The organism is Sorangium sp. So ce406, from assembly GCF_051474675.1.
GTDB classification, from domain to species: domain Bacteria; phylum Myxococcota_A; class Polyangia; order Polyangiales; family Polyangiaceae; genus Sorangium; species Sorangium cellulosum_G.
Genome location: NZ_CP150340.1, coordinates 8,004,666 through 8,029,099, shown reverse-complemented (window position 1 = coordinate 8,029,099; position 24,434 = coordinate 8,004,666). Strand labels below are relative to the sequence as shown.

13 protein-coding genes are annotated in these 24,434 nt (G+C 71.1%); 7 read left to right on the top strand and 6 right to left on the bottom strand.

Annotated features, from left to right (window positions below; genetic code table 11):
• Nucleotides 1–67: 67 nt before the first annotated feature.
• From WME96_RS29740 to WME96_RS29730, 3 genes are read right to left on the bottom strand one after another with little or no spacing between them, the layout of a single operon-like run.
• Nucleotides 68–2,887 (bottom strand): cation-translocating P-type ATPase, encoded by a 2,820-nt coding sequence (locus tag WME96_RS29740; protein ID WP_437284970.1) that lies wholly within the window; start codon nt 2,885–2,887, stop codon nt 68–70.
• A 13-nt stretch (nt 2,888–2,900) separates the two neighbouring features.
• Nucleotides 2,901–3,734 (bottom strand): PspA/IM30 family protein, encoded by an 834-nt coding sequence (locus tag WME96_RS29735; protein WP_433927490.1) that lies wholly within the window; start codon nt 3,732–3,734, stop codon nt 2,901–2,903.
• 53 nt (nt 3,735–3,787) lie between these two features.
• A complete protein-coding gene (locus WME96_RS29730) occupies nt 3,788–4,177 on the bottom strand; it encodes a hypothetical protein (protein ID WP_061607083.1) in 390 nt (129 codons plus the stop codon).
• Nucleotides 4,178–4,451: 274 nt separating this feature from the next.
• Here WME96_RS29730 and WME96_RS29725 point away from each other — a divergent pair, with 274 nt between their 5' ends.
• Nucleotides 4,452–5,906 (top strand): protein kinase domain-containing protein, encoded by a 1,455-nt coding sequence (locus WME96_RS29725; RefSeq protein ID WP_437284969.1) that lies wholly within the window; start codon nt 4,452–4,454, stop codon nt 5,904–5,906.
• A 1-nt stretch (nt 5,907) separates the two neighbouring features.
• The gene (locus tag WME96_RS29720) at nt 5,908–7,305 is read left to right on the top strand and encodes a sigma 54-interacting transcriptional regulator (RefSeq protein ID WP_437284968.1); all 1,398 of its coding nucleotides are present in this window, start codon (nt 5,908–5,910) and stop codon (nt 7,303–7,305) included.
• A gap of 217 nt (nt 7,306–7,522) precedes the next feature.
• Here WME96_RS29720 and WME96_RS29715 read toward each other — a convergent pair whose 3' ends face one another.
• On the bottom strand, nt 7,523–9,337 hold the full coding sequence (locus tag WME96_RS29715; RefSeq protein ID WP_437284967.1) for a monovalent cation:proton antiporter-2 (CPA2) family protein: 1,815 nt from the start codon (nt 9,335–9,337) through the stop codon (nt 7,523–7,525).
• Between the two features lie 134 nt (nt 9,338–9,471).
• Here WME96_RS29715 and WME96_RS29710 point away from each other — a divergent pair, with 134 nt between their 5' ends.
• The 3 genes from WME96_RS29710 to WME96_RS29700 all read left to right on the top strand — a co-directional run bounded on the left by WME96_RS29710 (nt 9,472) and on the right by WME96_RS29700 (nt 14,783).
• Nucleotides 9,472–10,878 (top strand): B12-binding domain-containing radical SAM protein, encoded by a 1,407-nt coding sequence (locus WME96_RS29710; protein WP_437284966.1) that lies wholly within the window; start codon nt 9,472–9,474, stop codon nt 10,876–10,878.
• 360 nt (nt 10,879–11,238) lie between these two features.
• Nucleotides 11,239–12,789, top strand: coding sequence for a hypothetical protein (locus WME96_RS29705; protein WP_437284965.1), 1,551 nt, complete (start codon nt 11,239–11,241; stop codon nt 12,787–12,789).
• A gap of 410 nt (nt 12,790–13,199) precedes the next feature.
• Entirely contained in the window at nt 13,200–14,783 is a 1,584-nt protein-coding gene (locus WME96_RS29700) for a hypothetical protein (RefSeq protein WP_437284964.1), read from the top strand.
• A gap of 43 nt (nt 14,784–14,826) precedes the next feature.
• Here WME96_RS29700 and WME96_RS29695 read toward each other — a convergent pair whose 3' ends face one another.
• Nucleotides 14,827–15,360: a hypothetical protein gene (locus WME96_RS29695; RefSeq protein WP_437284963.1), complete on the bottom strand. Its 534-nt coding sequence runs from the start codon at nt 15,358–15,360 to the stop codon at nt 14,827–14,829.
• A gap of 490 nt (nt 15,361–15,850) precedes the next feature.
• Between WME96_RS29695 and WME96_RS29690 the strand changes: the two genes are divergently transcribed.
• On the top strand, nt 15,851–20,713 hold the full coding sequence (locus tag WME96_RS29690; protein WP_437284962.1) for a hypothetical protein: 4,863 nt from the start codon (nt 15,851–15,853) through the stop codon (nt 20,711–20,713).
• Nucleotides 20,714–21,290: 577 nt separating this feature from the next.
• Entirely contained in the window at nt 21,291–22,364 is a 1,074-nt protein-coding gene (locus tag WME96_RS29685; RefSeq protein WP_437284961.1) for a serine/threonine-protein kinase, read from the top strand.
• A 357-nt stretch (nt 22,365–22,721) separates the two neighbouring features.
• Here the strand turns inward: WME96_RS29685 and WME96_RS29680 are convergent, their stop codons facing one another.
• Entirely contained in the window at nt 22,722–23,957 is a 1,236-nt protein-coding gene (locus tag WME96_RS29680; protein ID WP_437284960.1) for a glycosyltransferase, read from the bottom strand.
• Between the last annotated feature and the right edge of the window lie 477 nt (nt 23,958–24,434).

Sequence of the window (24,434 nt, the reverse complement as noted above, 5' to 3'; positions counted from 1 at the left end):
GGCGGCCGGAGCGCCTACCCCGGCGCGGCGGAGGAGGGGGCCGGCGACGCCGGCCCACCTCGGCGGGTCAGCGGGGCTCGGCGGAGGTGGCGAGGCGGGCAGGGCCGCCGTCGGAGCGGATCCGGCGGTACACGAACTTCGCGATCTCGACGGCCGGCACGATCAGCGCCGAGAGGACGAGCAGGAGCATCCACTCGTTCGACGACATCTCGTAGGTGCGGAAGACCGGGCGCAGCGCGGGCACGAGCAGCGCGATCAGGTGGATCGCCGCGCTCGCCGCGACCGCCAGGAGGAGCGGCAGGCTCACGAGCGGCTTCGACCCGAAGAGCGAGACCACCGGGCTCCGGCAGCTCCAGGCGTGGAAGAGCGGCGACAGCGCGAGCAGCGAGAAGGCGACGGCGCGCGTGCGGAGCAGCGCGTCCTCGGTCTGCTCGGACGTCGCGTAGAGCGCCACGGCCGCGAGCCCCATGAACGCGCCGACGTACAGGATGCCCAGGTAGTCGCGCCGCACGAGCAGGCCCTCGTCGCGCGGGCGCGGCGCCTCCTCCATGAGCTTCGGATCCGGCGGATCGATGCCGAGCGCGAGCGCCGGCAGGCCGTTCGTCACGAGGTTGATCCAGAGGATCATGAGCGGCGTCAGCGGGGGCCACTTGCCGAAGAACGAGACGACGAACACCGCCACGAGCAGGCCCATGTTCGACGAGAGCAAGAAGAAGATGAACTTCTGGATGTTGCGGTAGATGGCGCGCCCCTCGCGCACCGCCTCGACGATGGTCGCGAAGTTGTCGTCCGCCAGCACGAGGTCGGCCGCCTGCCGCGCCACGTCGGTGCCGCCGCGCCCCATCGCCACGCCGATGTGCGCCTCGCGGAGCGCGGGCGCGTCGTTCACGCCGTCGCCCGTCATCGCCACGATGTGGCCGTGCGCCTTGAAGGCCCGCACCAGCCGGAGCTTCTGCTCCGCCGTCGTCCGGGCGAAGACGCGCAGGTGCATGATCCGCCGCGCGAGCTCCTCGTCGCTCATCGCCGCGAGCTCCGCGCCGCTGAGCGCCTCGTCGCCCTCGTCCCAGAGCCCGATCTCCTTCGCGATCGCCGTCGCCGTGAGCCGGTGGTCGCCGGTGATCATGACCGCGCGGATACCGGCGCGGCGGCACTCGGCCACCGCCTCCTTCACCCCCTGCCGCGGCGGGTCCATCATCCCGACCAGGCCGAGGAACGTGAGCTCGCGCTCGACGTCGGCCTCGTCGCGGCTGACCCGCACGCGGCGGCAGATCGCGAGCACGCGCAGCGCGGACGCGCTCATGCGATCGGCCTCGGCGATGATGGCCTGCCGGTCCTCCTCGGTCAGCGCCCGCACGCCGCTGTCGGCGGCGAACTTCACGCAGAGCGGCAGGAGCACGTCGACGCTCCCCTTCACGTGCGCGATCTCGCGGCCGCGCTCGTCCCGCGTGATCACCGTCATCCGCTTGCGATCGCTGTCGAACGGCAGCTCGTGCACGAACGCGTGCGACGGCGCCACCGACTCGCGCGAGTGCCCGCCCTTGGCCGCGAGCGTCAGCAGCGCCCCCTCGGTCGGGTCGCCGACGATGTTCCAGCGGCTCGTGGCCTGGTCCTCGTTGAGCTGCGCGTTGTTGCAGAGCGCCACCGTCGCGAGCAGGTAGGTGAGCGGCGCCGACCCATCGACGACCTCCGCGCCGGTGTCGTCGCGCAGCGCGCCGGCCGGGTTGTACCCCTCGCCGCTCACGGTGAAGTGGCGGCCGCCCGCGTAGACGTTCCGGACGGTCATCTCGTTCTGGGTGAGCGTGCCCGTCTTGTCCGACGCGATGATCGTCGCGGCGCCCAGCGTCTCGACCGCGGGCAGCTTGCGCACGATCGCCCCGCGCTTCGCCATGCGCTGCATCCCGAGCGCGAGCGTGATCGTCGTGATCGCCGGCAGCCCCTCGGGGATGGCGGCCACCGCGAGGCTCACGCCCTCGAGCAGCAGCTCGTGCCACGGCCGCCCGCCCCGGATGAACCCCCAGCCGAGCAGCACCGCGGACAGCGCGAGGCACACCCGCAGGATGATCGAGCCGAAGCGGTCGAGGCGCTCCTCGAGCGGCGTCTTCTGCTCGCCGACCGAGCGGATCATCTCGCCGATGCGGCCGAGCTCGGTGTGCACGCCGGTCGCGGTCACCACCGCGCGCCCCTTGCCGCGCACGACGCTCGTGCCGGTGAAGACCATCGTGACCCGGTCCCCGAGCGGCGCGTCCTGCGCGACCGGGGCGAGGGCGTCCTTGACCGCGGCCGCGCTCTCGCCGGTCAGCGCCGCCTCCTCGGTGGCGAAGCTGATCGTCTGCACGAGCCGCGCGTCGGCCGGGATCGCGTCGCCCGCCTCGAGCTCGAGGATGTCGCCGGGCGTGACGTCCTCGGCCGCGATGACCACGGTCTTGCCGCCGCGGCGCACGCGCGCGTTCGGCGCGCTGAGCTTCTGGAGGGCCTCCAGGGCCGCCTCGGCGCGCCGCTCCTGGTAGTACCCGAGGAACGCGTTCAGGATCACGATCAGCAGGATCGCGATCGCGTCGCCGAACCGGTGGAGGAAGCTCTCCGACTTGTCCGCGGTGAAGCCCACGACCACGGCGATCGTCGCCGCGGCGAGGAGCGTCAGCACGAGCGGGTTCGCGAACTGCTCGAGGATCCGGACGAGCGCGCTCTTCTTCTTCGACTCGGGCAGGCGGTTCTTCCCGTGCTCCGCGAGGCGCTTCTGCGCCTCGGCCTCGGTGAGCCCGCCGGACGAGCTCACCCCGACGCGCTCGAGGAACGCGCCGACCTCTTCGGCATGCACGGGGATGGGGGCGGAGGGGGGAGCGGCGGTCGACTCGGTCCGGCGGAGCGCCGTGGCGGCTTGGCTCATGGGCGGGCGTGCTCTAGCGCTTCATCCTGGCTTGTTCACGTTGTTCTTCGGCCTCGAGCTCCGCGATGGCCGCCGCGAGCTCGTCCTGCTCGGCCTGGGGCATGCCGGTCGGCGCGCCGCCGGTCCCGGCCACGCGCACCTGCTGCGGCGCCGGCGCCGGCGGCGGCTCGGGCGGCAGCACGCCCATCTTCCGCTTCAGCGCGAGCAGCTCGTCGTCCGCGCCCGCGGTCGCCTCGAGCTGCCCGAAGCGGTGCGCAAGGGTGTCGCCCGTGTACTGCTCGGCGATCTCCCCCGCGGCCTCGGCCTCGGCCTCGATCTGGTCGATCTTGTTCGCCATCCGGTCGAACGTCTCGAAGGCGGAGGCGTTGTTGAGACCGCTCATGGTCTCCTGGATCGCCTTCTGCGCCTCGGCCCGCTTCTTCCGGGCGATGAGCACGTTCTTCTTGCGCTTCGCCTCCTCGATCTTGTTGTTCAGGAGGCGCAGCGCCGTCTTGAGCTGGTCGACCGCCTGCTTCTGCTTCTGCCACTGGTCCTTGTAGGTGGCGGCGAGCTGGTCGTGCTCCTTCTTGCGGTTCAGCGCCTCCTTGGCGAGCGCGTCGTCCCCGGCCTTGATCGCGAGCATGGCCCTGCGCTCCCACTCCGCGGCGTTGGCGGCCTCCTGCTCGGCCTGCTTGGCCAGCCGCTTCTCGTCGGCGATCGAGACGGCGACCTGCTTCTTCGCCTCGATCAGCTGGTTCGACATGTCGATGACGACCTGGTTCAGCATCTTCTCGGGGTCCTCCGAGCGGCTGATGAGGTCGTTCAGGTTCGACTTGATGAGGGTCGCAAGGCGCGCGAAAATTCCCATAGATCAGCTCCAACTCTCGGGTAGCGCAGGGGTCGAAGGCGCGGCGGGTCTACTCAGCTCAGCGCGAGATCGTGCAGCACCGGGACGTGGCGGGCGAGCGCGAGATCGATGTCGCTCAAGATCGCCTCGAGCTCGTTCATGTCGAGGTTCTCGAGCTCCAGCGCCGCCGACAGGACCACGGTGCCCGCCTCGATCCCGTACGACGCGTGCATCAGATCCGTCGCGTTGTACTCCAGCAAGCGGCGGAAGAGCTTGGTCTGGTGGGCGTCGTCCCCGGGCACGGGGCCGATCGTGACGCGCACCGCCACGATCGGCGGATCGATGCGGATCGCGATCGGCGGCGCGTCGGGCCCCCCCGAGACGAGGTAGGTACCGGCGTCGTTGTCGAACCGGCGATCGAGCTGCAGGAGGTAGGTTTCGACGTCCTCGGCTGTACGCGGCATGGCGCGGCGAGCCTACAGAATGATGCCGCCTCGGGCTAGTGCCGCGGCCCCCCAAGTTCCTCCCGGCATTCCGCGTCGTGACGCGGGCCACGGCCGCGCGCCCCGCTGCGCGCGCTGCAGCTCCCTCCACGCCCCCGGCACGGCGCGACCGCGACGCTCCGCGCGGCCCGCGAAGGCGCGCATGCGCGCCGCGGAGATCTCGGCTTTTGCCAGCGCTCTCGCTTTTTTCTCACCCGTTTGAGAATGACGGTGGTACGGTCCCGATCCAGGTTACGTGGCGATCCACCCGGGCGACATTGTTGCTGGCTACCGTGTCACCCGCCTGCTCGGGCGGGGCGGGATGGGCGAAGTCTGGGCCGCGACACGGGAATCGGACATGCAGCCGGTGGCCATCAAGGTCCTGCTCGCGCGCGCCGCGATGAAGCCGGACCTCGTGCGGCGCTTCGACCGGGAGGCGAAGATCGCCTCGGCCATCAAGAGCCCGTACGTCTGCCAGCTCCTCGAGGTCAACGAGACGGACGACGGCGCGCACCTCCTCGTGTTCGAGCAGCTCGACGGCGAGTCGCTGGCGGACCGGCTGAAGCGCGAGCAGTACCTGCCGTTCAGCGAGGTGGGGCCGATCATCGACGACGTGCTCCAGGGGCTCGTGGCCGCGCACGCCGCGGGCGTCGTCCACCGCGACCTCAAGCCGGGCAACATCTACCTGGAGCACCTCGGCCTGCCGGACCGGCGCGAGCGCGCGAAGATCCTCGACTTCGGCATCTCCAAGATCACGCGGCGCGAGAAGGAGGAGCCGACGCTCACCGCCTTCGACGCGACGCTCGGCTCGTTCGCGTACATGGCGCCGGAGCAGGTGCGGGGCGCGGCGCGGGCCGACGAGCGGGCCGACCTCTACGCGGTCGGCGCGGTGGCCTTCCGGGCCCTGTCCGGGCGGCTGCCGTTCGAGGGCGCGACGGCCGCGGTGCTCGTCGCGATGAAGCTCGACCGCCCGGCGCCGTCGCTCGCCGAGGCGACCGGCGAGAAGTGGCCGGTGGGCATCGAGCGCTTCCTCGAGCGGGCGCTCGATCGCCGGCGCGAGCGGCGCTTCAGCTCCGCGGAGGAGGCGCTCACGAGCTGGCGCGCCATCCAGCCGGCGAACATCACGCGCGCGGTGCGCCGCTCGCAGCGGAGCCGGCTCCCCTCCGAGCTGCCCGAGGCGCTCCTGGAGGACAACCCCACGGTCGTCGACGGCCCCCCGACGATGACCGAGAACGGCGGCTTCCCCGACGCCGGCCAGAGCGCGCCGCCCCCGCCGCCGCCGAGCAGGACGAGCGGCCCGACCCCGACGCCGCTCAGCAGGACGAGCGCGCCGCCGCCGCCGCCGCTCAGCAGGACGAGCGTGCCGCCGCCGCCGCCGAGCAGGACGAGCGCCACGCCGCCGCCGCCGAGCAGGACGGGCGTCACGCCGCCGCCGCCGAGCAGGGCGGGCGCCGCGCCGCCGCCACCGCCGAGCAGGGCGGGCGTCGCGCCGCCGCCGCCGCCGAGCAGGGCGGGCGTCGCGCCGCCGCCGCCGCCGAGCAGGGCGGGCGTCGCGCCACCGCCGCCGCCGCCGAGCAGGGCGGGCGTCGCGCCGCCGCCGCCGCCGAGCAGGGCGGGCGTCGCGCCACCGCCGCCGCCGCCGAGCAGGGCGGGCGCAGAGATCCCCCGGCCGGAGGGCCCTCCTTCGCGCCGCAAGACAGAGAGGCAGTGAGTTGCTCGACGCAACGGTAGGCACGAAGAACAGGGTCGAGGTGCGCGGCGGGCGCATCCGCCCGACGAAGTCGTCGGCCGCGCGGGGCGGCGGATGGCTCGAGATCGGCACCGACCCCGTGATCGTCGGCCGCAACGCGGCCTGCCAGCTCGTCCTCGACGACGCCAAGGTGAGCGCGGTGCACGCCGAGTTCGTCGCCACCGAGCAGGGCGTGCGCGTGCGCGATCTCGACAGCAGGAACGGCACCTTCGTCGGCGGCGTGCGGGTCGGCGACATCTACCTGCTCACCACCACGAAGCTCCGGCTCGGCGAGACGGAGATCCAGTTCGAGCCGCTGCGCCCCGAGCGCATCACGGTCTCGGCGATCCCGTCGTTCGGCCCGCTCGTGGCGAGCAGCGCCGGGATGCGCGCCATCTTCGAGCGCCTCTCCAAGATGGCGCCGACCGACCTCACGGTGCTCATCACGGGCGAGACCGGCACGGGCAAGGAGCTCGTCGCCCAGGCGCTGCACCTCGCGAGCGCCCGCTCGAAGAAGCCGTTCGTCGTCGTCGACTGCGGCTCGATCCCGCCGACCCTGGCCGAGGCGACGCTGTTCGGCCACGAGCGCGGCGCGTTCACGGGCGCGGTCGACAAGCGCCTCTCGCCGTTCCTCGAGGCGGACGGCGGGACGATCTTCCTCGACGAGCTCGGCGAGCTGCCGCTCGAGGTCCAGCCGAAGCTCCTCCGCGCGCTCGCCGAGCGCCGCATCAAGAGCGTCGGCGGATCGAGCTACCGCGAGGTCGACGTGCGCGTGCTGGCGGCGACGCGCCGCGACCTCGTGCGGGCGGTCAACGCCGGCAACTTCCGGAGCGACCTCTACTTCCGCGTCGCGCAGATCAAGATCGAGCTGCCGGCGCTCCGGCAGCGCGTCGAGGACATCCCGGTGCTCGTCCGCCGGATGCTGAAGGATCTCGGCGACGAGAGCGCGTACGAGCGCGTCTCGAACAGCACGCTCGAGCGGCTGATGCGGCACGACTGGCCCGGCAACGTCCGCGAGCTCCGGAACGCGGTCGCCGTCGCGTTCGCGCTGGCGGCCGAGGGCGAGGAGATCGACATCGCGGCGCACCTCGGCGCGCTCACCGAGACGCCGGTGCACGGCAACTCGTCGCCGTCGATCCACCCGGCCGGCGGCGGCGGCGGCGGCAGCTTCAACGGGTCGTTCGCGTCGCTGAAGGGCCGGCAGTTCCAGGAGGCGAAGCGCGACGTGCTCGCGCGGTTCGAGCGCGACTACTTCGCCGCCCTCTCCGAGGACGCGAAGGGCAACGTGAGCGAGATGGCGCGGCGCGCGGGCATGGAGCGGGCGCACGTGCGGGCTTACCTCCGCCGCCACGGCATCGGCGCGAAGCAAGAACCGGAGTGACCGGCGCGCGCTCGCGCCGCGCCCGCGCGGCGGGCTCGGCCGCGGCGCGGGCCTCGCGTGGGCGGTGGAGCTCGGCGCGGCCGGGCGCCTCGCCGGCGGCGCCCGCCACGCCTCCTGCGCTCGCGGCGACGGCCTCTGCATGGAACTTCGTAAACAGTACTAACTTCTCGCCGTGTGCGTTAGTAAATAGTGCTGACTTAGTCCTCGCTCCGCCTGATCACACGGCCGCGGCCTTGTCGTCGCCGGACGGCGCGCTCGCGTCCGTCTCGAACAGGCTCTCCAGCTCCTGCGCCGTCTGCTTCGCGGTCTGGATGAGCTTGGCCTCGTCGTTGTGGACGGCGTGCCCGCGGAGGAGCGCCTGCTCGTCGTGGGCCCTGAACCGCTCGACGGTCGCGCGGGCGTCGGGCGCCCGCATCCCGAGCCCCTCGAGCACGCGCTCCGCCACCTCGAGCGACGACAGGAACGTCTCCCGCGCCAGCACCTTCACGCCGATGTCCATGAGCTGGTACGCGTGCTGGCGGTTCCGGGCGCGCGCGTAGATCTCGAGGTCCGGGAAGTGCCGCTTCACCACCTCCGCCGTCTTCACGGAGGACGCGACGTCGTCGATCGCCAGCACGAAGATCTTCGCCTTGTCGGCGCGCGCCGCGCGGAGCAGGTCGAGCCGGGAGGCGTCGCCGTAGTAGATCTTGTTGCCGTACTGGCGGACGAAGTCGACCTGGGCCGCGCTCGCCTCGAGCGCGGTGAACGGGATCTTCCTCGTGCGGAGGACGCGGGAGACGATCTGCCCGAAGCGGCCGTAGCCGGCGATGATGACCCTGGGATCGCTGTCCTCGATCGCGTCGAACTCCCGGGTCGGGCCGGTCCGCTGCCACCGCCGGACGAGCGCGTCGCCGACCGCGATGACCAGCGGCGTGAGCGCCATCGACAGGGTGACCACCACGACCAGGAGCTCGGAGAGGGGCCGGTCCAGGATGCCCTGCGCGGCGGCGAGCCCGAAGAGGACGAACGCGAACTCGCCCCCCTGCGGGAGCGCGAGCGCGAGGTCGCGCGCGGAGGCCGCGCCGTGCCCGCTCGCCCTGCCCAGGCCGAACAGGACGGCGGCCTTGAGCGCCATCATGCCGACGACGAGCCCGAGGACGAGCGCCGTCCGGTCGGCGAGGAGGCCGATGTTCGCCGACATGCCGACCGCGATGAAGAAGAGCCCCATGAGCAGGCCCTTGAACGGCTCGATGTCCGCCTCGAGCTCGTGGCGGTACTCCGAGTCGGCGAGCAGCACGCCCGCCATGAAGGCGCCGAGCGACATGGAGAGGCCCACGTGGACCATGAGCAGCGCGGAGCCGAGGACGACGAGCAGCGCCGCGGCGGTGAAGATCTCGTGGGCGTGCGCGGCGGCGATGGCCCGGAAGGCGGGCCGCACGAGGTAACGGCCGCCGGCGACGACGGCGAGCACCACGGCGACCGCCGTGAGCGACGAGGCGAGGGAGCCTCCTTCGGCCGGAGCCCCGCCCCCCTTGGCCGCGGCCCCCGACCCGAGCAGCGGCAGCACCGCGAGCAGCGGGATGACGGCGAGGTCCTGGAACAGCAGGATGGCGAACGCGGAGCGGCCGTGCTGCGCCTGCATCTGGCCCTTCTCGGCCAGGATCTGCAGCACGAACGCCGTGGACGAGAGCGAGAGCCCGACGCCGGCGATGGCCGCCGCGTCGACGCGCAGGCCGAGCGCGACCCCGATCCCCGTGATCAGCGCGCCCGTGACCGCGACCTGCGCGCCGCCGAGGCCGAACACGGCGCGGCGCAGCACCCACAGCCGGGACGGCTGGAGCTCCAGGCCGATGAGGAAGAGGAGCAGCACGACGCCGAGCTCCGAGAAGTGGAGGATCGCCTCGACGTTGGTGATGAGCCGCAGCCCCCACGGCCCGATGAGCCCGCCCGCGACCAGGTAGCCGAGCACCGCGCCGAGCCCGATCCGCTTGAAGAGCGGCACGGCGACGACGGCTGCGCCGAGGAAGATGGCGGCGTCAGACAGCAAGCTCATGCGTCGTGGGACTCCTTCGGGCTCCGCTCCGGGAGCGCGGGGCAACGTGCGCTGGCCGTCCGAGGCCGGAGCGCCCCGCGCGGCGCGCCTGGGCAGTAGGGGCCGGCGCGGGGCCGTGATAAGCACGATCTGCCATGCAGATCGAGCTCATCGCCACGGCAAGCGAAGATTCCGCCTACCTGCCCCGGGTGGGGCTCGGCACGCTCGCGGCGCTCACGCCCCCGGAGGACGAGGTCATCTACACCGATGACGTCGTGCAGCCCTTCGATCTCCAGCGTGACGTGAAGGACGTCGACCTCGTCGGCATCAGCGTCGACAGCAAGACCGCGCGCCGGAGCTACGATATCGCCGCCGCGTACCGCAGGCGCGGCGTGAAGGTCGTCCTCGGGGGCATCCACCCCACCGCGTGTCCGGAGGAGGCGATGCAGCACGCGGACGCCGTCGTTGTCGGCGAGGCCGAGGACGCGTGGCCCGCCCTGCTCGCGGACGCGAAGCGCGGCGAGCTCAAGCCGATCTACCGCCCCGAGCTGCCGAACCTCGCGGGCAGGCCCGCCCCGCGGCGCGATCTGTTCACGTCGAAGAAATACATCCCGTTCCAGGTCGTGCAGACCATGCGCGGCTGCCCCTATCCGTGCGAGTTCTGCAGCGTATCGACGGCCAACGGCACCACGATGCGGTTCCGCCCGACCGAGGAGGTGCTGAGCGAGCTTCGGTCGCTCGGCAAGCTCATCATGTTCGCGGACGACAACGTGATGATCCACCGGGCGTACTCGAAGGAGCTGTTCACCCGGATGATCCCGCTCAAGAAGCACTGGATAGGCCAGTGCTCGCTCGCCGCGGTCAAGCGCCTCGAGAACGTGAAGCTCATGGCCGAGAGCGGGTGCAAGGCGCTCTTCATCGGCTTCGAGAGCATCGACGACGAGACGGTCAAGTTCACCGGCAAGCGGCAGAACCGGCCCTCCCAGTACAAGGAGACGATGGCGATGCTCCACGATCACGGCATCTCCGTGTGGGGGAGCTTCGTCTTCGGCTTCGACACGGACGACCCCGAGGTGTTCGATCGCACCGTGGAGTTCGGCATCGACATGAAGCTGACGATGGCGCTGTACGCCATCCTGACCCCGTATCCGGCGACGCAGCTCTACCGCCGCCTCAAGGCCGAGGGGCGCCTCACCGACGAGCGCTGGTGGCTGCGCCGCGACCACGACGCCGGCTCACCCTACTTCGTGCCCAAGCAGATGTCCCGGGAGCGCCTCCGGGAGGGGTGGGTATCCGCGTGGACGAAATTCTACTCGCCCACGTCGATATGGCGCAGGTTCACCCTGACACGGCAATCGAGCTGGATTCAGCTCGCCGGGTTCTTCCCGCTCAACTTCATGCAGCACACGCTCGCGCACCGCAAGATCGCGGGCGGCGAGCAGCGCTTCCGGTCCGGCGTGCACATCGAGGAGACGGCCTCTCCGCCCGCGGCGCAGCCGCAGGCAGAGCAGCCCCAGCCGGTGAAGGCCGGCGGCGGAAGGCACCTGCCGATCATCGGTTGACGCGCCCGCCTCCGGGGCGCGCGGCGGCCCTGCGCAGATGCCGCCCTTCGCGCCGCGGCCCGGCGCGCTGGTGCCCTGCCGGCCCGCCGTGACGCGGTGTCCTGCCGCGCCGCTCCTCACCCCTCGGCGCCGCGCGTCGTTGGCTCCACGAGGCGACGCGCAGCGGCGCGGGCCCGTCGATCGCGCCCGGATCCAGGGCAGCGCCCCGACGCGGGAGGCGCGATCTCCCGCCGCTACAGCAACGCTGTCGCTGGGTGATTTTGGTACACTCGCATGAGCTCCTGGAACACCGGGGGTGTGTCGGGCGGGGGGTGAGCCCGTTCTGTCCCCGCATCGAGGGTCCCTCGACATGGAGGTCTCATGGGTCGACTGCGTTTCTCCTCCTCGCTCCTCCTCTTCGCGGGCGTCGCGGCGTCCAGCGCCGGCGTCGCCGCGAGCTGCAGCGCGACGGGCGGCTTCAATCCCAGCGGAGGCGGCGAGCACGGGGCCGGGGAGGGGGGCGACGTCGGCCGCGGCGGGGCGGGCGCCATGGCCGGCGAGGGCGGCGCCCCGGGCGGGCTGGGCGGTCTCCTCGACATCGACGGCGGGCAGGAGCCGGCGGACGACGTGACGGTGAACCCGTGCGGGACCGCGTGCGGCGACGAGGAGCTGTGCACCGGCGCGCACCTCGGCCTCGACGACAACTGCAACGGCATGATCGACGAGACCTGCGCGTGCATCGCCGGCCAGGCGCACGCCTGCTTCCGCGGCGACCCGTCGTTCCGGAACAGCGAGGGTTGCTTCCCAGGCACCCAGCTCTGCGACGAGACGGGCACCTGGGGCCCCTGCGTCGGCGGCGTGCACGCCGACGAGGCCTGTTACGTGAACAGCTACGTCGCCTGCCACCCCATCCAGGCGCCGCCCTTCGCCGACGTCGACCTCAAGGAGGGCACCGGCATCTTCAGCGACGATGCGGTCGAGGGCTCCGAGCGGTGGACCGTGGCGTGCCCCGAGGGCATCGACCCGTGCCCCGCCGTGAGCGGGGCGGACCCCGCGGACGATTTCAAGCCGCTGCAGTCGGGCGAGTACACCGTCACGTACACGAAGCGCGTCGCGAGCGGCGCGACCCAGCGCTGTCAGTACCCGCTGTTCGTCGGCGCCGGCGGCCTGCGCGTCGAGCTGGAGTGGGAGCACGACTTCGGCCGGGTCGATCTCGACCTGCACCTGCACAAGCCGAACAACACGCAGCCCTGGGCCACTGCGGGCTCTGCGTTCGACTGCGGCTGGCGCAACTGCACCATCAAGCAGTTCGCGTCCGGCCCGGACGGTTCGCCGCCCACATCGAACCTCCGCTGGTTCAGCGATAGCGCGACGCCGCCCGATCCGGTGAACTGGTTCCTCGATCCGGTGGACAGCAACAACACCTGCTTCTTCGCCCCCCGGGGCATGGGGGAGCTCTGGCGAGACAACGGCATGGGCTGCCACAACCCGCGGCTCGACCTCGACAACGCGAACTGCGACCCCACCCAGACCAGCCCCGACCACGAATTCTTCTGCGCGCCCGAGAACATCAACGTGGACTTCCCCCCGAAGGCCCAGTGGATGCGGGTCGGCGTGCACTACTATGGTCACGGCGGGGTGCCCCACGACATCCACCCGCGCATCAAGATCTTCTGCAACAGCGCCCTGGGCGCCGACCTCGGGCCCACGGGCTTCTACAGCCCCGAGCGGCCCGTCGCCTTCGCGCCCGGCGACTTCCGCGACCTGTTCTGGCTCGTCGCCGACGTCATCTTCCCCGAGCCCGACGAGTGCGGCCGCCAGACCTGCGTCGTCCAGCCTCTCTACGAGAGCGCAGACACGAAGACGCCGCTGCTCACCACGAAGGACCACGTCGAGGCGAACTTCGGTCCAGCCTACCCGCCGCGCCCCTGACCGCGGGCGCGCCGCGCCGCCCGCGTGACCGCGGGCGCGGCGCCCCCCCGAGCCGCCGCCGCGAATGAGTCTGTAGTGAATTGCCTGATGGTGATTCGCCTGACTCCGCGCCTCCGGAGAGCGCGGTTCGCGGGCCCGCGGCTGTTCGTTATCGGCGGCGCCGGCCGTCAGCCGTGCTACGGAGTTATGCGTAGCACCCTGTTGAACCTGTAAATTCGTTTTGCCTCTTACCCGACGAAGGTGGAGGCGTGGTGTTCTGCCATCCCCGGCCGCGCGATCTCGCGCGAAAGCGCGCGTCGCGGGGCCGCGGCGTGTCGCCGCTTTGCTAGGCTATGGATCGCTTCGCCGTGGCGCTGAGCGGAGGTGAGCCCGCTGCGACCCTGCGGCGGGTCCCCTCACGTGGAGGTATCATGTTTCGTCTTCGTGTCCTGTCCGTGCTCCCCGTCGTGATCGCAGCCGCGGCGTCGAGCGCCGTCGTCGCGGCCGGCTGCAGCGCCGAGGGCCAGCGGTTTGATTTCGGCGATGTGACGGAGGGGAGCGGCGCCGGCGTGGGCGGCTCGGGAGGGCCCCGCGGCGGCTCGGGCGGCGCGAGCGTGGCGGGCGCCGCGCCCGAGGGGGGCGGCTCGGACTCGGACGGCTTCGGCGGCAACCTCATCATCGATGGAGGGGCGCCCGAGGAGACGCCCGACGTCGCGGTCAACCCGTGCGGGAGCGCCTGCGGCCCGGTGGAGCTGTGCGGCGTGGATGAGCTCGGCATCGACCACGACGGGCTGGACGACGACTGCAACGGCATGATCGACGAGACCTGCGCGTGCATCGCCGGCCAGGCGCACTCCTGCTTTCGCGGGGACCCGTCGTTCCGGCAGAGCCCCGGGTGCTTCCCCGGCACCCAGCTCTGCGACGAGACCGGCACGTGGGGGCCCTGCGTCGGCGGCGTTCACGCGGACCAGAACTGCCACCTGAACGACGCGGCGGGCTGCCATCCGATCCAGGCGGCGCCCTTCGCCACCGTCGATCTCAAGGAGGGGACCGGCACGTTCAGCGCGGATGCCGTCGAGGGCTCCGAGGAATGGACGGTGACCTGCCCCGCGGGCGTGGACCCGTGCCCCTCGGTGGGCGGGACGGAACCGAAGGACGATTTCAAGCCGCTGCAGTCGGGCGAGTACACGGTCACGTACACGAAACGGGGGGCGGACGGTAAGAGCGCGACCTGCGCCTATCCGCTGTTCGTCGGCGCGCGCGGCCTCCGCGTCGAGCTCGAATGGGAGCACGAGCCGTACAGCGTCGACCTGGATCTCTACCTCCACAAGCCGAACAACACGCAGCCCTGGAAGGTCGGCGGCTCGAACGTCGCGTGCGGCTACGGCAACTGCACGATCGACACCCTCGCGGACGACGACCCGGGCATCACCTGGTTCAGCGATATGGCGACGCCGCCCGATCCGGTGAACTGGTACCTGGATCCGGAGGAGACGAACAACACCTGCTTCTACGCGCCCCGCGGGGTGGGGGAGGAATGGCGCCGCGACGGCAGAGGCTGCCATAACCCGCGGCTCGACCTCGACAACATCTCCTGCGCTCAGGACACGACAGATCCCGACGACCCGACGTTCTGCGCGCCGGAGAACATCAACGTCGATTTTCCGCCCAAGTCCGGGTGGATGCGGGTCGCCGTCCACTACTTCGGCGGCGAGGTGTCGTTCAACGTGCACCCGCGGATCAAGATCTTCTGCAACGGCGAGCTCGGGGCCGACCTCGGGCCGACCGGCTTCCACGACCCCGAGGAGCCGGTCACGTTCCTCCCGGAGGACTCGGGCGAGCGGTTCTGGCTCGTCGCCGACGTGGTGTTCCCCGACCCGGGCGAGTGCGGCAGCAACACGTGCATCGTCAGGCCGCTCTACGAGGACGAGACGACGAAGACGCCCGTCCTCGTGAACACCCGGACGGCCATCACGAGCTTCGGCCCGCCCTACCCCAGGCTGCCCTCGCCCTGAGGGGCGGTGCAGGCCGGCGACGTGACGGGCGGAAGAGCGCCCGTCACGCCTCGACGCCGGCTCGCTTGAGGAAGGCGAGCGCCGGCCCGAGCGCGTAGGCGGGCGCCTTGCCGAGGCGCAGTTGCTCCCCGGTCGAGAGGTGGAGGAGCAGCCACCGCGGCGCGAGGCCCGGCTCGTCGACCTCGACGTCCAGCGCCGGCGGGGTCGAGACGCGGGCGATCGCCTCCACTGGAAAAATCCGCCGGAAGCCGCGGCCTTCCTGGACGATCTCGGCGCGCTCGAAGTCGAGGCGGAAGCGCCCGTGGAAGCGGCGGCGACGGCGGACGAACAGCAGCGCGGCGGTGGCTCCCGCGGTCCAGGTCGCGGCGATGAAGACGATGGGGAAGGGGGCTGCCCTGGCGGCCACGATGCCCACGATGATGAGCGAGGCGGTCAGGGCGAAGGCGGCGACGCGGCGCACGGCGAGGTCGAGGGTGTCGCCGGGGCAGTCGCAGACGAGCACGGTGGGGCCGTGCGCCAGGATGGCGCCGTCGGCGTTCGAGAGCAGGACGTCTCCTTCAGGTTCGGCTTCAGGCACTGCGTTCCTCCCGATGGGGTGAGGGGGTCGATACCGCAATCCGGGGGGAGCGGCCGCTCCTCTCGTCGCAGGCGGAGCGGAGCTCGGGACGGAGCGAACGGAACGCGAGGGGAGGGAGAAGGGCTTGCCGGGGGCCGACCGTGGCTCGTGTGGTAAAGCGGTCCTCGAGCACGGCGACTGCCGATGTCGACGGGGGCGCGCGGGGGCGCCACGACCTGGGCAAATGGGGGTGGGGCGTCAGTCTGCTAACGCTTCGTGGCGCGGCGCGGTCGACCGGTGAAGCGGGGGCAGGACGCAAGAGACCGCAAGCGCAGCGGATCTGGCGGGGGAAATAGCGAGTTGCGGCGGTGGCATGCGATGTGCCGCTGTCACGGGGGCGAGCTGATAGGCCGTTCGCACGGGGGACGGTCTTCACGGGAGATCGCATGGGGACGCCGAGGTTCTCATGCGGGCATGCGCGCTCGTGACCGCGTCAGGGGAGGACTCTGCGATGGGGTGGATTGTGAGACATGCAGGGCTCGCGGTGGCCGTCTGCCTGGCCGCGGGCTGCGCCGAGGAGCGGGCGGAGCTCAACCAGGTCCAGGCGAACGCGCTGGCGAAATCGTTCTTCGTCGGCGCCGATCTGCAGAGCAAGGAGGATGACCCGGAGTTCTGGGCGCGGACCACCGTTGTCGACGTGGGGTACGGGGCGTCTCAGGACGGGCTCTTCTCGTCCTCGTACGCGCAGGCGGACGTCGCGCGGATCAAGTGGGTCGTCCAGGAAGATCTCCTGATCGGACGGCTCACCTACGAGCGCGTGAACGACACCGACGGGAAAGGGACCGGCGCCGCCACGGACGATGGAGTCGTGGCCGTGGCATACAAGATCCTGTCCCACTTCGACATACGGCGCGACTACAACCCGGCGACGGGGGAGGAGAGCAACGTCATCGTCGAAAACACGACCGACCGCCCCTGGTACGAGCGGGAGTACATGCGGGTCGACTGGTCGAAGAACCTGAACGTCGACTCCTACGACTTCGACACGCTGTCGCTCCTCGGCGTCTACGGCGGCGTGCAGTACGAGCCGCTCTCCTACACGATCAACGACCCGGGCCACCCGGACGCGCCGCATTTCGACCCCGAGGAGGGATATTTCGACGTCACCAACAAGGCCTTCGCGGTGCCCCAGCTCATCGATCTGAGCCACCTCGGGTGGGGCGTGGACCGCTTCCCGGCCTGCATGCTCGACGCGGATTTCTCGGGCGGCACGGCGCCGGTCGGGTCCTGTAACCCGGTCGAGATCACGCTGAGGCAGTCGTTCCGCCGCGTCGTCGACCGGGACTACGAGCCGGCCGAGTGGGACGGATACCGGTTCCGTGCCTACGGGCCCTTCGTGCGCGAGCGCCTCGGCTACGCCCGCAACTACGGCATGAGCGACGCCAAATGGCACCGCATGATCAGCCGCTACAACCTGTGGGAGCGCAGCCACTACTACGCCGATCCGGAGCGCATGACGGGCGAGATCCCGTGCTTCACGCCGGAGACCACGCCGTTCGGCGCGGATCCGCACCGCGACGAGGACGGGAACGGGACCGAGGACGAATGCGAGGCGGTCACCGAGGCGACGATCGACGCAGACGGCGGCGAGGTGAAGGTGGGGCCGGGCTCGCGGTGCGACACCTTCAAACAGCGATGCACCTTGCCCTACCAGCGCAGGAATGCCGTGCCGCAGCCGTGGTACGTGACGTCGAACAGCAACCCGGACTATTTCGACGCCACCGACTGGGCAGCCCACGAGTGGGACGTCGCCCTGCGCAGCGCCGTCGTCACGGCCAGGTACGTCGAGTGCGCCCGGACGACGGGCGACGCGGCGGGCTGCCGCGCGGCGTTCCCGGTCCACGACGGGCAGATGGACGACAACGCGGACGCCGTCGCGCTCGCGCGCGAGGTCGACGCGTGCCGGCGCGGCGAGGCGCGCGAGGGGCAGGACTGCGGCGCCGTCGCCGACGAGATCGGGGCGCGGCGCGGGTACGCGCCGGGCGTGGTGGCGCTCGCGAGGATGCCCGAGATGATCGTGGTCTGTCACAGCCCGGTCGAGGCGGCCGACCCGGAGGCGTGCGGCGGCCCGCGGCTCCCCGCGGGCGTGACGGCCAGGATGTGCAGCGAGGAGCGCGGCAAGGAGGCGGGGCGCGACGAGGCGCTGATGAGGGCGTGCGGCGAGGCGCTGACCGCGCGGATCGGCGACCTGCGCTATCACCAGATCAACAACTTCGAGGCGCCGCAGTCGCCCTCGGCCTGGGGCATCTACAGCGACGCGGAAGACCCGCTCACGGGCGAGAAGGTCGCGGCGAGCATCAATGTCTGGACGCACGTCAACGACATCTGGAGCCAGGGCGTCATCGACACGGCCCGCTACATCAAGGGAGAGCTCAAGACCGAGGACGTGACCGACGGCGACCACGTCCGGGACTGGGCCCAGGCGAGCGAGGGCGCGTCGAAGGGCGGCGCGCTGCCGCGGCTCACGCGGGAGGAGCTCACCCGGCGGATCACCCGGGCGGCCGGGGTGGACGGCGACGCGCCCGTGGGCGCCGGCCAGCTCGCGCGCGACCCGGGCCTGCGCGAGAGCCTGCGGCGGCTCGCGAAGGAGGTGCGCGGGATCGCCGCGGACGCGACGGCGCCGGACAGCACGCGCGCGATCTACGAGGCGCGCCGTCGGGCCGCGGCGGGCACCGAGCTCGAGGCCGAGCTCACGACGAAGCGGATGCAGGAGCTCACCGGCGTCGAGGGGCTGCCGCTCACGGACGAGGTGATGCGCTTCGCCTCGCCGCTCCGCGGGGCGAACCCGAGCGTGCAGCGCGACCTCAGGAACCTGAGGGAGGTCGCGCTGGCCGATCGCGGGGCGTGCGTGATGCACGAGGCGCCGGCGCCGCTCGCGACGGCCAACCTGGCGGACATCCTCGAGGAGAAGTTCGCGGCCCAGCACGGGCGGTTCGGCGAGGGGGACGCCGGGCAGAAGGCGCGGCGCGCCGAGGCCATGCGGCGGTACCTCGCGCAGCGGGCCCACTACGCGGTGGTGCTCCACGAGATGGGCCACTCCGTCGGCCTGCGCCACAACTTCGTGAGCTCGTCGGACGCCTGGGGGTACCGGCCGCAGTACTGGCAGCTCCGCACGAACAACGGGCGGGTCAAGACGCTGTGCGAGACGCTCTCGGAGGACGGCGAGGCGTGCGTCGGGCCCCGCTATTTCGACCCGATGACCGAGAACGAGCGGAAGAACCTGCTCTCGATGTTCATGCACTCGTCGACCATGGATTACGCCGGCGAGCCCACGCAGGATCTCATCGGGCTCGGCGCCTACGACTTCGCCGCGGCCCGCATGTTCTACGGCGACGCGGTCGCCGTGCACGCGGACCCGAGCTACAAGGCGACCACCCCGCGCGGCAAGGGCATGCTCGCCAAGGTCGACGACTTCGGCGGCGTCCTCGGCTTCCAGCCGGAGCACGGCGACGACGACATCCATTATTCCGATCTGCAGAACAAATACGACCTGATCCTGCCGGACAGCTGCGTCGAGGTCGACCCGGGCGCGTACAGGCCCTCGGACTGGAACGACGAGCGGGACGGCGTCTGGCACCCTGTCCTCGACGGCCAGATCGTGCCGATCGACGGCAAGTACACGCGGTGCCGGCAGCAGAAGGTCGACTACGTGGCGTGGCGCTCGCTGAAGACGGCGAAGGGCGCGAAGGGGCCCGCGGTGGACCCGGCGGGGCGCACCCGCGTTCCGTACGGCTTCGCGACGGATCGGTGGGCGGACCTCGGCAACCTGAGCGTGTACCGGCACGACAACGGCGCGGACGCCTACGAGCTGTTCAACTTCTTCATCACGCAGCAGGAGGTGAACCACATCTTCGACAACTACCGGCGCGGCCGGCAGGCCTTCAGCGTGCGCGTGGCCTCGGAGCGGACGCTGAACCGCTACAACGCGAAGATGCGCGACGGCGCGAAGGGCCTCGGGCTGCTCTCGAACGTCTACCGCGAGTTCGCGCTGGAGCGCGGCTACGACTTCGACACCCTCTGGGCCCAGGCCGCCGGCGACCTCTTCAAGGAGAACATCCTCGCGGCCGGGATCGCGTTCGATCACTTCGCGCTCCAGATGGCGCGCCCGGAGCCGGGGGCGCACTACCTGCCCAAGGGGGACACCGTCCTCCGGTCGGCGGTCGACGTCTTCGGCGGCGCCGGAGACACGCTGGTGATCGTGCCGAACGGCGCGACAGGGTACTTCGGCGACATCGCCCTCGGCGGCAAGCCGCTCGAGAACGCGCTCGCGGAGGACAAGGGCGAGTTCGACTCGTCCTACACGATGAACGCCGGCTCCTATTACGACAAGGCGTGGGTGGCGATGCTCATGACCGAGTCGGTCGACAACTTCATCAGCGACTCGCGCCACGACTTCCTCGACGCGCGCTACCGGGCGGTCTCGCTCGCCGACGTCTTCCCGGAAGGATACCGCCGCTGGCTGGCCAACAACCTCACGGGCGACGACGCCATCAAGGGCGTGCGCATCGAGGCGGACCAGAGCGGCAATCCGATCAAGGACCCGAGCGGCTACCCGGCCAGGGCGCTGGGCTGGACGTCGTGGTGGAGCAAGCGCGGACCGGAGAGCTGCTTCCCCGGCGAGGGCAGCACCGTTTGCAGCGCCTACGGCGCGGTCGACAGCGCGCCGTGGAACCCGCGGGCGCCGGACAAGGTCGCCATCCTCGATCCGCAGATCGGCTGGGAGCAGCAGAAATTCCTCATCGCCTGGACCCTGCTCTACCTTCCCGAGAACCAGAAGCAAAAATGGCTTGATATGATGCACGTCTGGGAAACCGGCGCAGACACCGATCCCGGGTTCACGGACCGGATCGAGCTCCACCACCCGTCCGGCAAGGTGTTCGTCGCCAAGACGTACGGGACAGAGACGATCTTCGGAAAGGTCGTGCAGAAGGGCATCGGCGCGCGCGTCCTGGAATACGGAAATGAGCTCCTGGCCAGGGCCTATGTCACGGAGCCGGGGCCGGACCTCGACGGCGACGGCAACGCGGACTGGCACACGGTGAAGCTGAGCCCGGAGAACCGGCAGCCGATCGTGCGGTGGGATCCGTCCATCGCCGCCATCGCGTCGGACGGCGAGGTCGATCGGGACGGCGTGCCCGGCTGCAAGGCCGACTCCGACGCCGATGACGACGATTACAGCGATTTCTACCAGTGCACGTGCTCGTCGAACCGCGCCTGCGTGGCGCTCGAGGGCTACGTCTCGGTGCCGGTGTTCATCCGGCAGGCGCTGTCGGCGTTCAAGCTGGGGGACCCGAGCATGCGGGGCGTCCACTGAGCGCGAGATGGCGCGAGGCGGCGCGGCGCGGAGGACAGAGCCCGTCGCTCATCGGTACACCCTGAGGTGCGAAGCGTCTTTCGCCGCACCGGAGATCACGAGAGCACCGGGCTCATCCGAGCCGGAGCTGACGCCGTGTTGTCGTTCCGGTGGCAACGTCGGGAGTGCGCCGACAATGGCACGGCGGCGCGATGGTCGGGGCATTCTGCCGCACGGAGGCAATTCGCCCCATGCGCTCGCCCCATCTCCCCGCGGGGGTCGAAGCGGGCCGGCGTGGCGCAGGTCTTGCTGAACTTTTCCATGAAATGACGTGCTGTTGGAGTTCGCCCGCCCCAGGCGTCAGCCGCGTCGGCGACGCGGGACGGGGGGCAGGTCGCGGTTCTGACGAGTTGCACCCTCAGCTTGCCATCGTGGAGCGCCGAGCCGGCCGCAGCGCCGATACCGGGACACCGGGAACGTAAAGAAGAAGAGCGCCTTCTCGCGTCGCGAGCGCTGGAAGGTCGGTCGCCCGAGGGCATGGAAAGAGCCAGCAATGGACTTCGAGAATGGTACGCACGTCCAGAGAGCGAAGGCACGCGTGGGAACGGTGCTCAACGGCGCGTGGAGGCTGGATGCGCTGATCGGCCTCGGGGGGATGGCGGCCGTCTACGCGGCGACGCACCGCGCTGGGTCGCGGGTGGCGATCAAGCTGCTGCACCCCGAGCGGGCGCGGGACAAGGTCGATCGGGCGCGGTTCCTCCGCGAGAAGGCGATCGCGAACACCGTGAACCACCCCGGGATCGCCGCGGTGCTCGCGGACGACGTGACCGAGGACGGCGCGCCGTTCCTGGTGATGGATCTGCTCGAGGGGGAGACGCTCCTCCAGCGATGGAAGGCCCAGAGGGGCCCGCTCCCGCCCGCCGAGGTGCTCTCGCTGAGCGGTCAGATCCTGGACGTGCTCGCGGCCGCGCACGAGAAGGGGGTGGTCCACCGGGATCTGAAGCCCGACAACATCTTCCTGACGCGCGATCGCGGGGTGAAGCTCCTCGATTTCGGCATCGCGCGCCTGCGGGCCCCCTCGGGGCAGACGTCGCTCGTGGGGCTGCGCGCGATGGGGACGCCGGCGTACATGCCGCCCGAGCAGGCGCGCGCGCGCTGGGACCTCGTCGATGCGCGGACGGACATCTGGGCGCTCGGCGCGACGATGTTCTCGCTGCTCACGAACCGGTACGTGCAGGAGGCGCCGACGGTCAACGAGCTCTTCTTCCTGAGGATGACCTGCCCGATCGCGTCGCTCGCGCGGGTCGAGCCGTCGATGCACCCGGCCGTGGTGCGGGTGGTGGACCGCGCGCTCGAGTTCGCGCAGGCGGATCGCTGGCCGGACGCGCGGTCGATGCAGGCGGCGGTGCGCGAGGCGCTGGCCCTGGTGGCGATCGCGCCGCCTCCGCCGCCGCCGCGGAGCACGCTGACGCCGCCGCCGCGGAGCACGCTGGCGCCGCCGCCGCGGAGCACGGTGGCGCCGGCGAAGGAGCTGCGAGAGCTCGGCGCGCTCGATGGTCGGCCGTCGTCGGGTCGCCCTCAGGCGCGGCCCTCCCGGACGCCGGGGCTCGCGGCGCCTACCTCGCTCGCCACGATCCCGCGCGCGATCTCGACGATCCCCCGCGCGCCGTGAGGCGAGCGCCGGCGGCGACGGGCCGCGCCCGGGCGCCGCCGCGCGCCGGCCGCGATCATGGACGGGAGCGCCGATCGGCTTGAAACACCCAGGAATGAAGAGATTTGAACCACAGAGGCACAGAGGGCACAGAGGAGAGAGAAGATAGAAGTTTCTTTGATTCTTCTCTCCCCTCTGTGCCCTCTGTGCCTCTGTGGTTCGTCTTCTTTTTCTCGGACTTCACCTGTTCGGCGTCCTGGCCTGGAGCGCCTGAAGCCACAAGAGCGCGGAGGGCGCAGAGAACGGGTGCGTTCTCTGCGTCTTCCGCGCCCTCGCGGCTGCAGGTCGTCCGGGGCGCGCCGGGCGCGCTCGCGCGGGTTACGCGTTCAGGCCGGCGAGCAGCTCGCTCGGCCGCAGGACGGCGCGTCGATCCGACTCGCGCCGGGCAAGGAGCGCCTCGTAGATATCCATGTAGCTCGCCATCATGCGCTCGGCCGAGTAGCGCCCCAGCGCGAGCTTCCGCCCTCGCTTGCCCATCGCCGTCGCGCGCCCGGGATCCGCCTTGACGGTGGCGAGCTTCGCGGCGAGCGCGTCGACGTCGCCCGAGGGGACGAGGAAGCCCGTCTCGCCGTCGGCCACCAGGGCAGGGATGCCGCCCACGGCGGTCGAGATCACGGGCAGGCCGGTCGCCATCGCCTCGACCAGGGAGAGCGGCAGACCCTCGGAGTTCGACGACAGGACGAAGACGTCGCTCGCAGAGAGGAGCTCCGGCACGTCGTGCCGCTCGCCGGCGAACACGACGCGATCGCCGATGCCGAGCTCCTCGGCGAGGGCCCGCAGCGGGGCGGCCTCCGGCCCGTCCCCGACGAGGAGGAGGCGCCCGTCGTCGCCCGACAGGACCCCTGCCGCCGCGGCCGCGCGGAGCAGGAGCGCGTGGTTCTTGACCTGCGACAGGCGGCCGACCGCCCCGGCGACCCACGCGCCCTGAGGAATGCCGAGCTCGGACCGGATGCGCGCCCGAGCCATGGAGTCGGGCCTGAACCGGGAGAGGTCGATTCCGTTCTGCACCACGTGCAGCTTCGAGCTCGGGACCTCCTTGTGCTTCAGCATGAAGTCGGCCGTCGACTGCGACACGGCCACGTGCGCGTCGGCGAGCCTGGCCGCCACGTGCCGCAGCCACGCCCTGCGGCCCTGATCGAACATCGCGCCATGCAGCGTGTGGCACACGGGCACGCGATGGAGCCGGCCCGCGGCCGTCGCATAGATGAGCGGTAGCTGGTTGTGCGAGTGCACGATGGAGACACCATGCTTGGCGAAGAACGCCGCCAGCTTGCCGGGGAGCTTGAAGTCGAACCCAGGGCGCTTCGGGAGCATGTGGACCGCGACGCCGCGCGCCCGGAGCTGCTCCGCGCGCGGGCCGTCGGGGTTCATGTGGATGCCCACGACCATCACCTCATGCCCCGCCTCGCGCTGCAGCCCGGCCAGGTCCACGACGACTTGCTCGGCGCCTCCCACCTGAAAGGAGTTCAGCACGTGCGCGATCACCAGACGGTTCTGGCGCGCTCGGGTCGTCGGTGCGTGTTCGCTGGTCTTCATAGCGTAATCGATCGTCATGGTTCCCCTCTAGGGTGCGCTGGGAGGCATGTGGTCTGACCTGAGAGAAACCCCTCCTTCGTGTTCTCGTCCCGAGGGGGAATTTACCACAGAGGTCCGGGGGCAAGGAGATTTCTCTGGGGCTCTCCTCGATATGCCTCTTACCTCTGGGTTGAAGTGAGGGGGTGCCTTCATTGGCCGGTCCGTTGACCACGTGGAGTGACGCCTGTGGCACATCGCGACAGATGTGACAAAGAGCGACCACCAATGCTGAACGCGCTGCGTCGTCTCGCGCGGAACAATCGTCACGTCGGCGTGATGTTCCGGTGAAAGCAGCGCTGGTCGCGCAATCTTTTCGGCATCGTGGAAGGGCCCAGTGTTCACGAGGTCACCGCCCGGGCTCCTTGCGAGAATCGTGCGAGCCGTGCCGCGGCCGGGGGCGGCGCCTGCTTCGCCGTGTGCTCCAGGTGTGAAGGGTCATGCTTTGTGGGTGGAGGT

Excerpts from the sequence above, each read along its gene's own strand:
- WME96_RS29705 (WP_437284965.1), top strand. The coding sequence starts at position 11,239 with ATGGGTCGACTGCGTTTCTCCTCCTCGCTCCTCCTCTTCGCGGGCGTC.
- WME96_RS29710 (WP_437284966.1), top strand. The coding sequence starts at position 9,472 with ATGCAGATCGAGCTCATCGCCACGGCAAGCGAAGATTCCGCCTACCTG.
- WME96_RS29680 (WP_437284960.1), bottom strand. The coding sequence starts at position 23,957 with ATGACGATCGATTACGCTATGAAGACCAGCGAACACGCACCGACGACC.
- WME96_RS29735 (WP_433927490.1), bottom strand. The coding sequence starts at position 3,734 with ATGGGAATTTTCGCGCGCCTTGCGACCCTCATCAAGTCGAACCTGAAC.
- WME96_RS29700 (WP_437284964.1), top strand. The coding sequence starts at position 13,200 with ATGTTTCGTCTTCGTGTCCTGTCCGTGCTCCCCGTCGTGATCGCAGCC.
- WME96_RS29740 (WP_437284970.1), bottom strand. The coding sequence starts at position 2,887 with ATGAGCCAAGCCGCCACGGCGCTCCGCCGGACCGAGTCGACCGCCGCT.
- WME96_RS29730 (WP_061607083.1), bottom strand. The coding sequence starts at position 4,177 with ATGCCGCGTACAGCCGAGGACGTCGAAACCTACCTCCTGCAGCTCGAT.
- WME96_RS29715 (WP_437284967.1), bottom strand. The coding sequence starts at position 9,337 with ATGAGCTTGCTGTCTGACGCCGCCATCTTCCTCGGCGCAGCCGTCGTC.
- WME96_RS29690 (WP_437284962.1), top strand. The coding sequence starts at position 15,851 with ATGGGGTGGATTGTGAGACATGCAGGGCTCGCGGTGGCCGTCTGCCTG.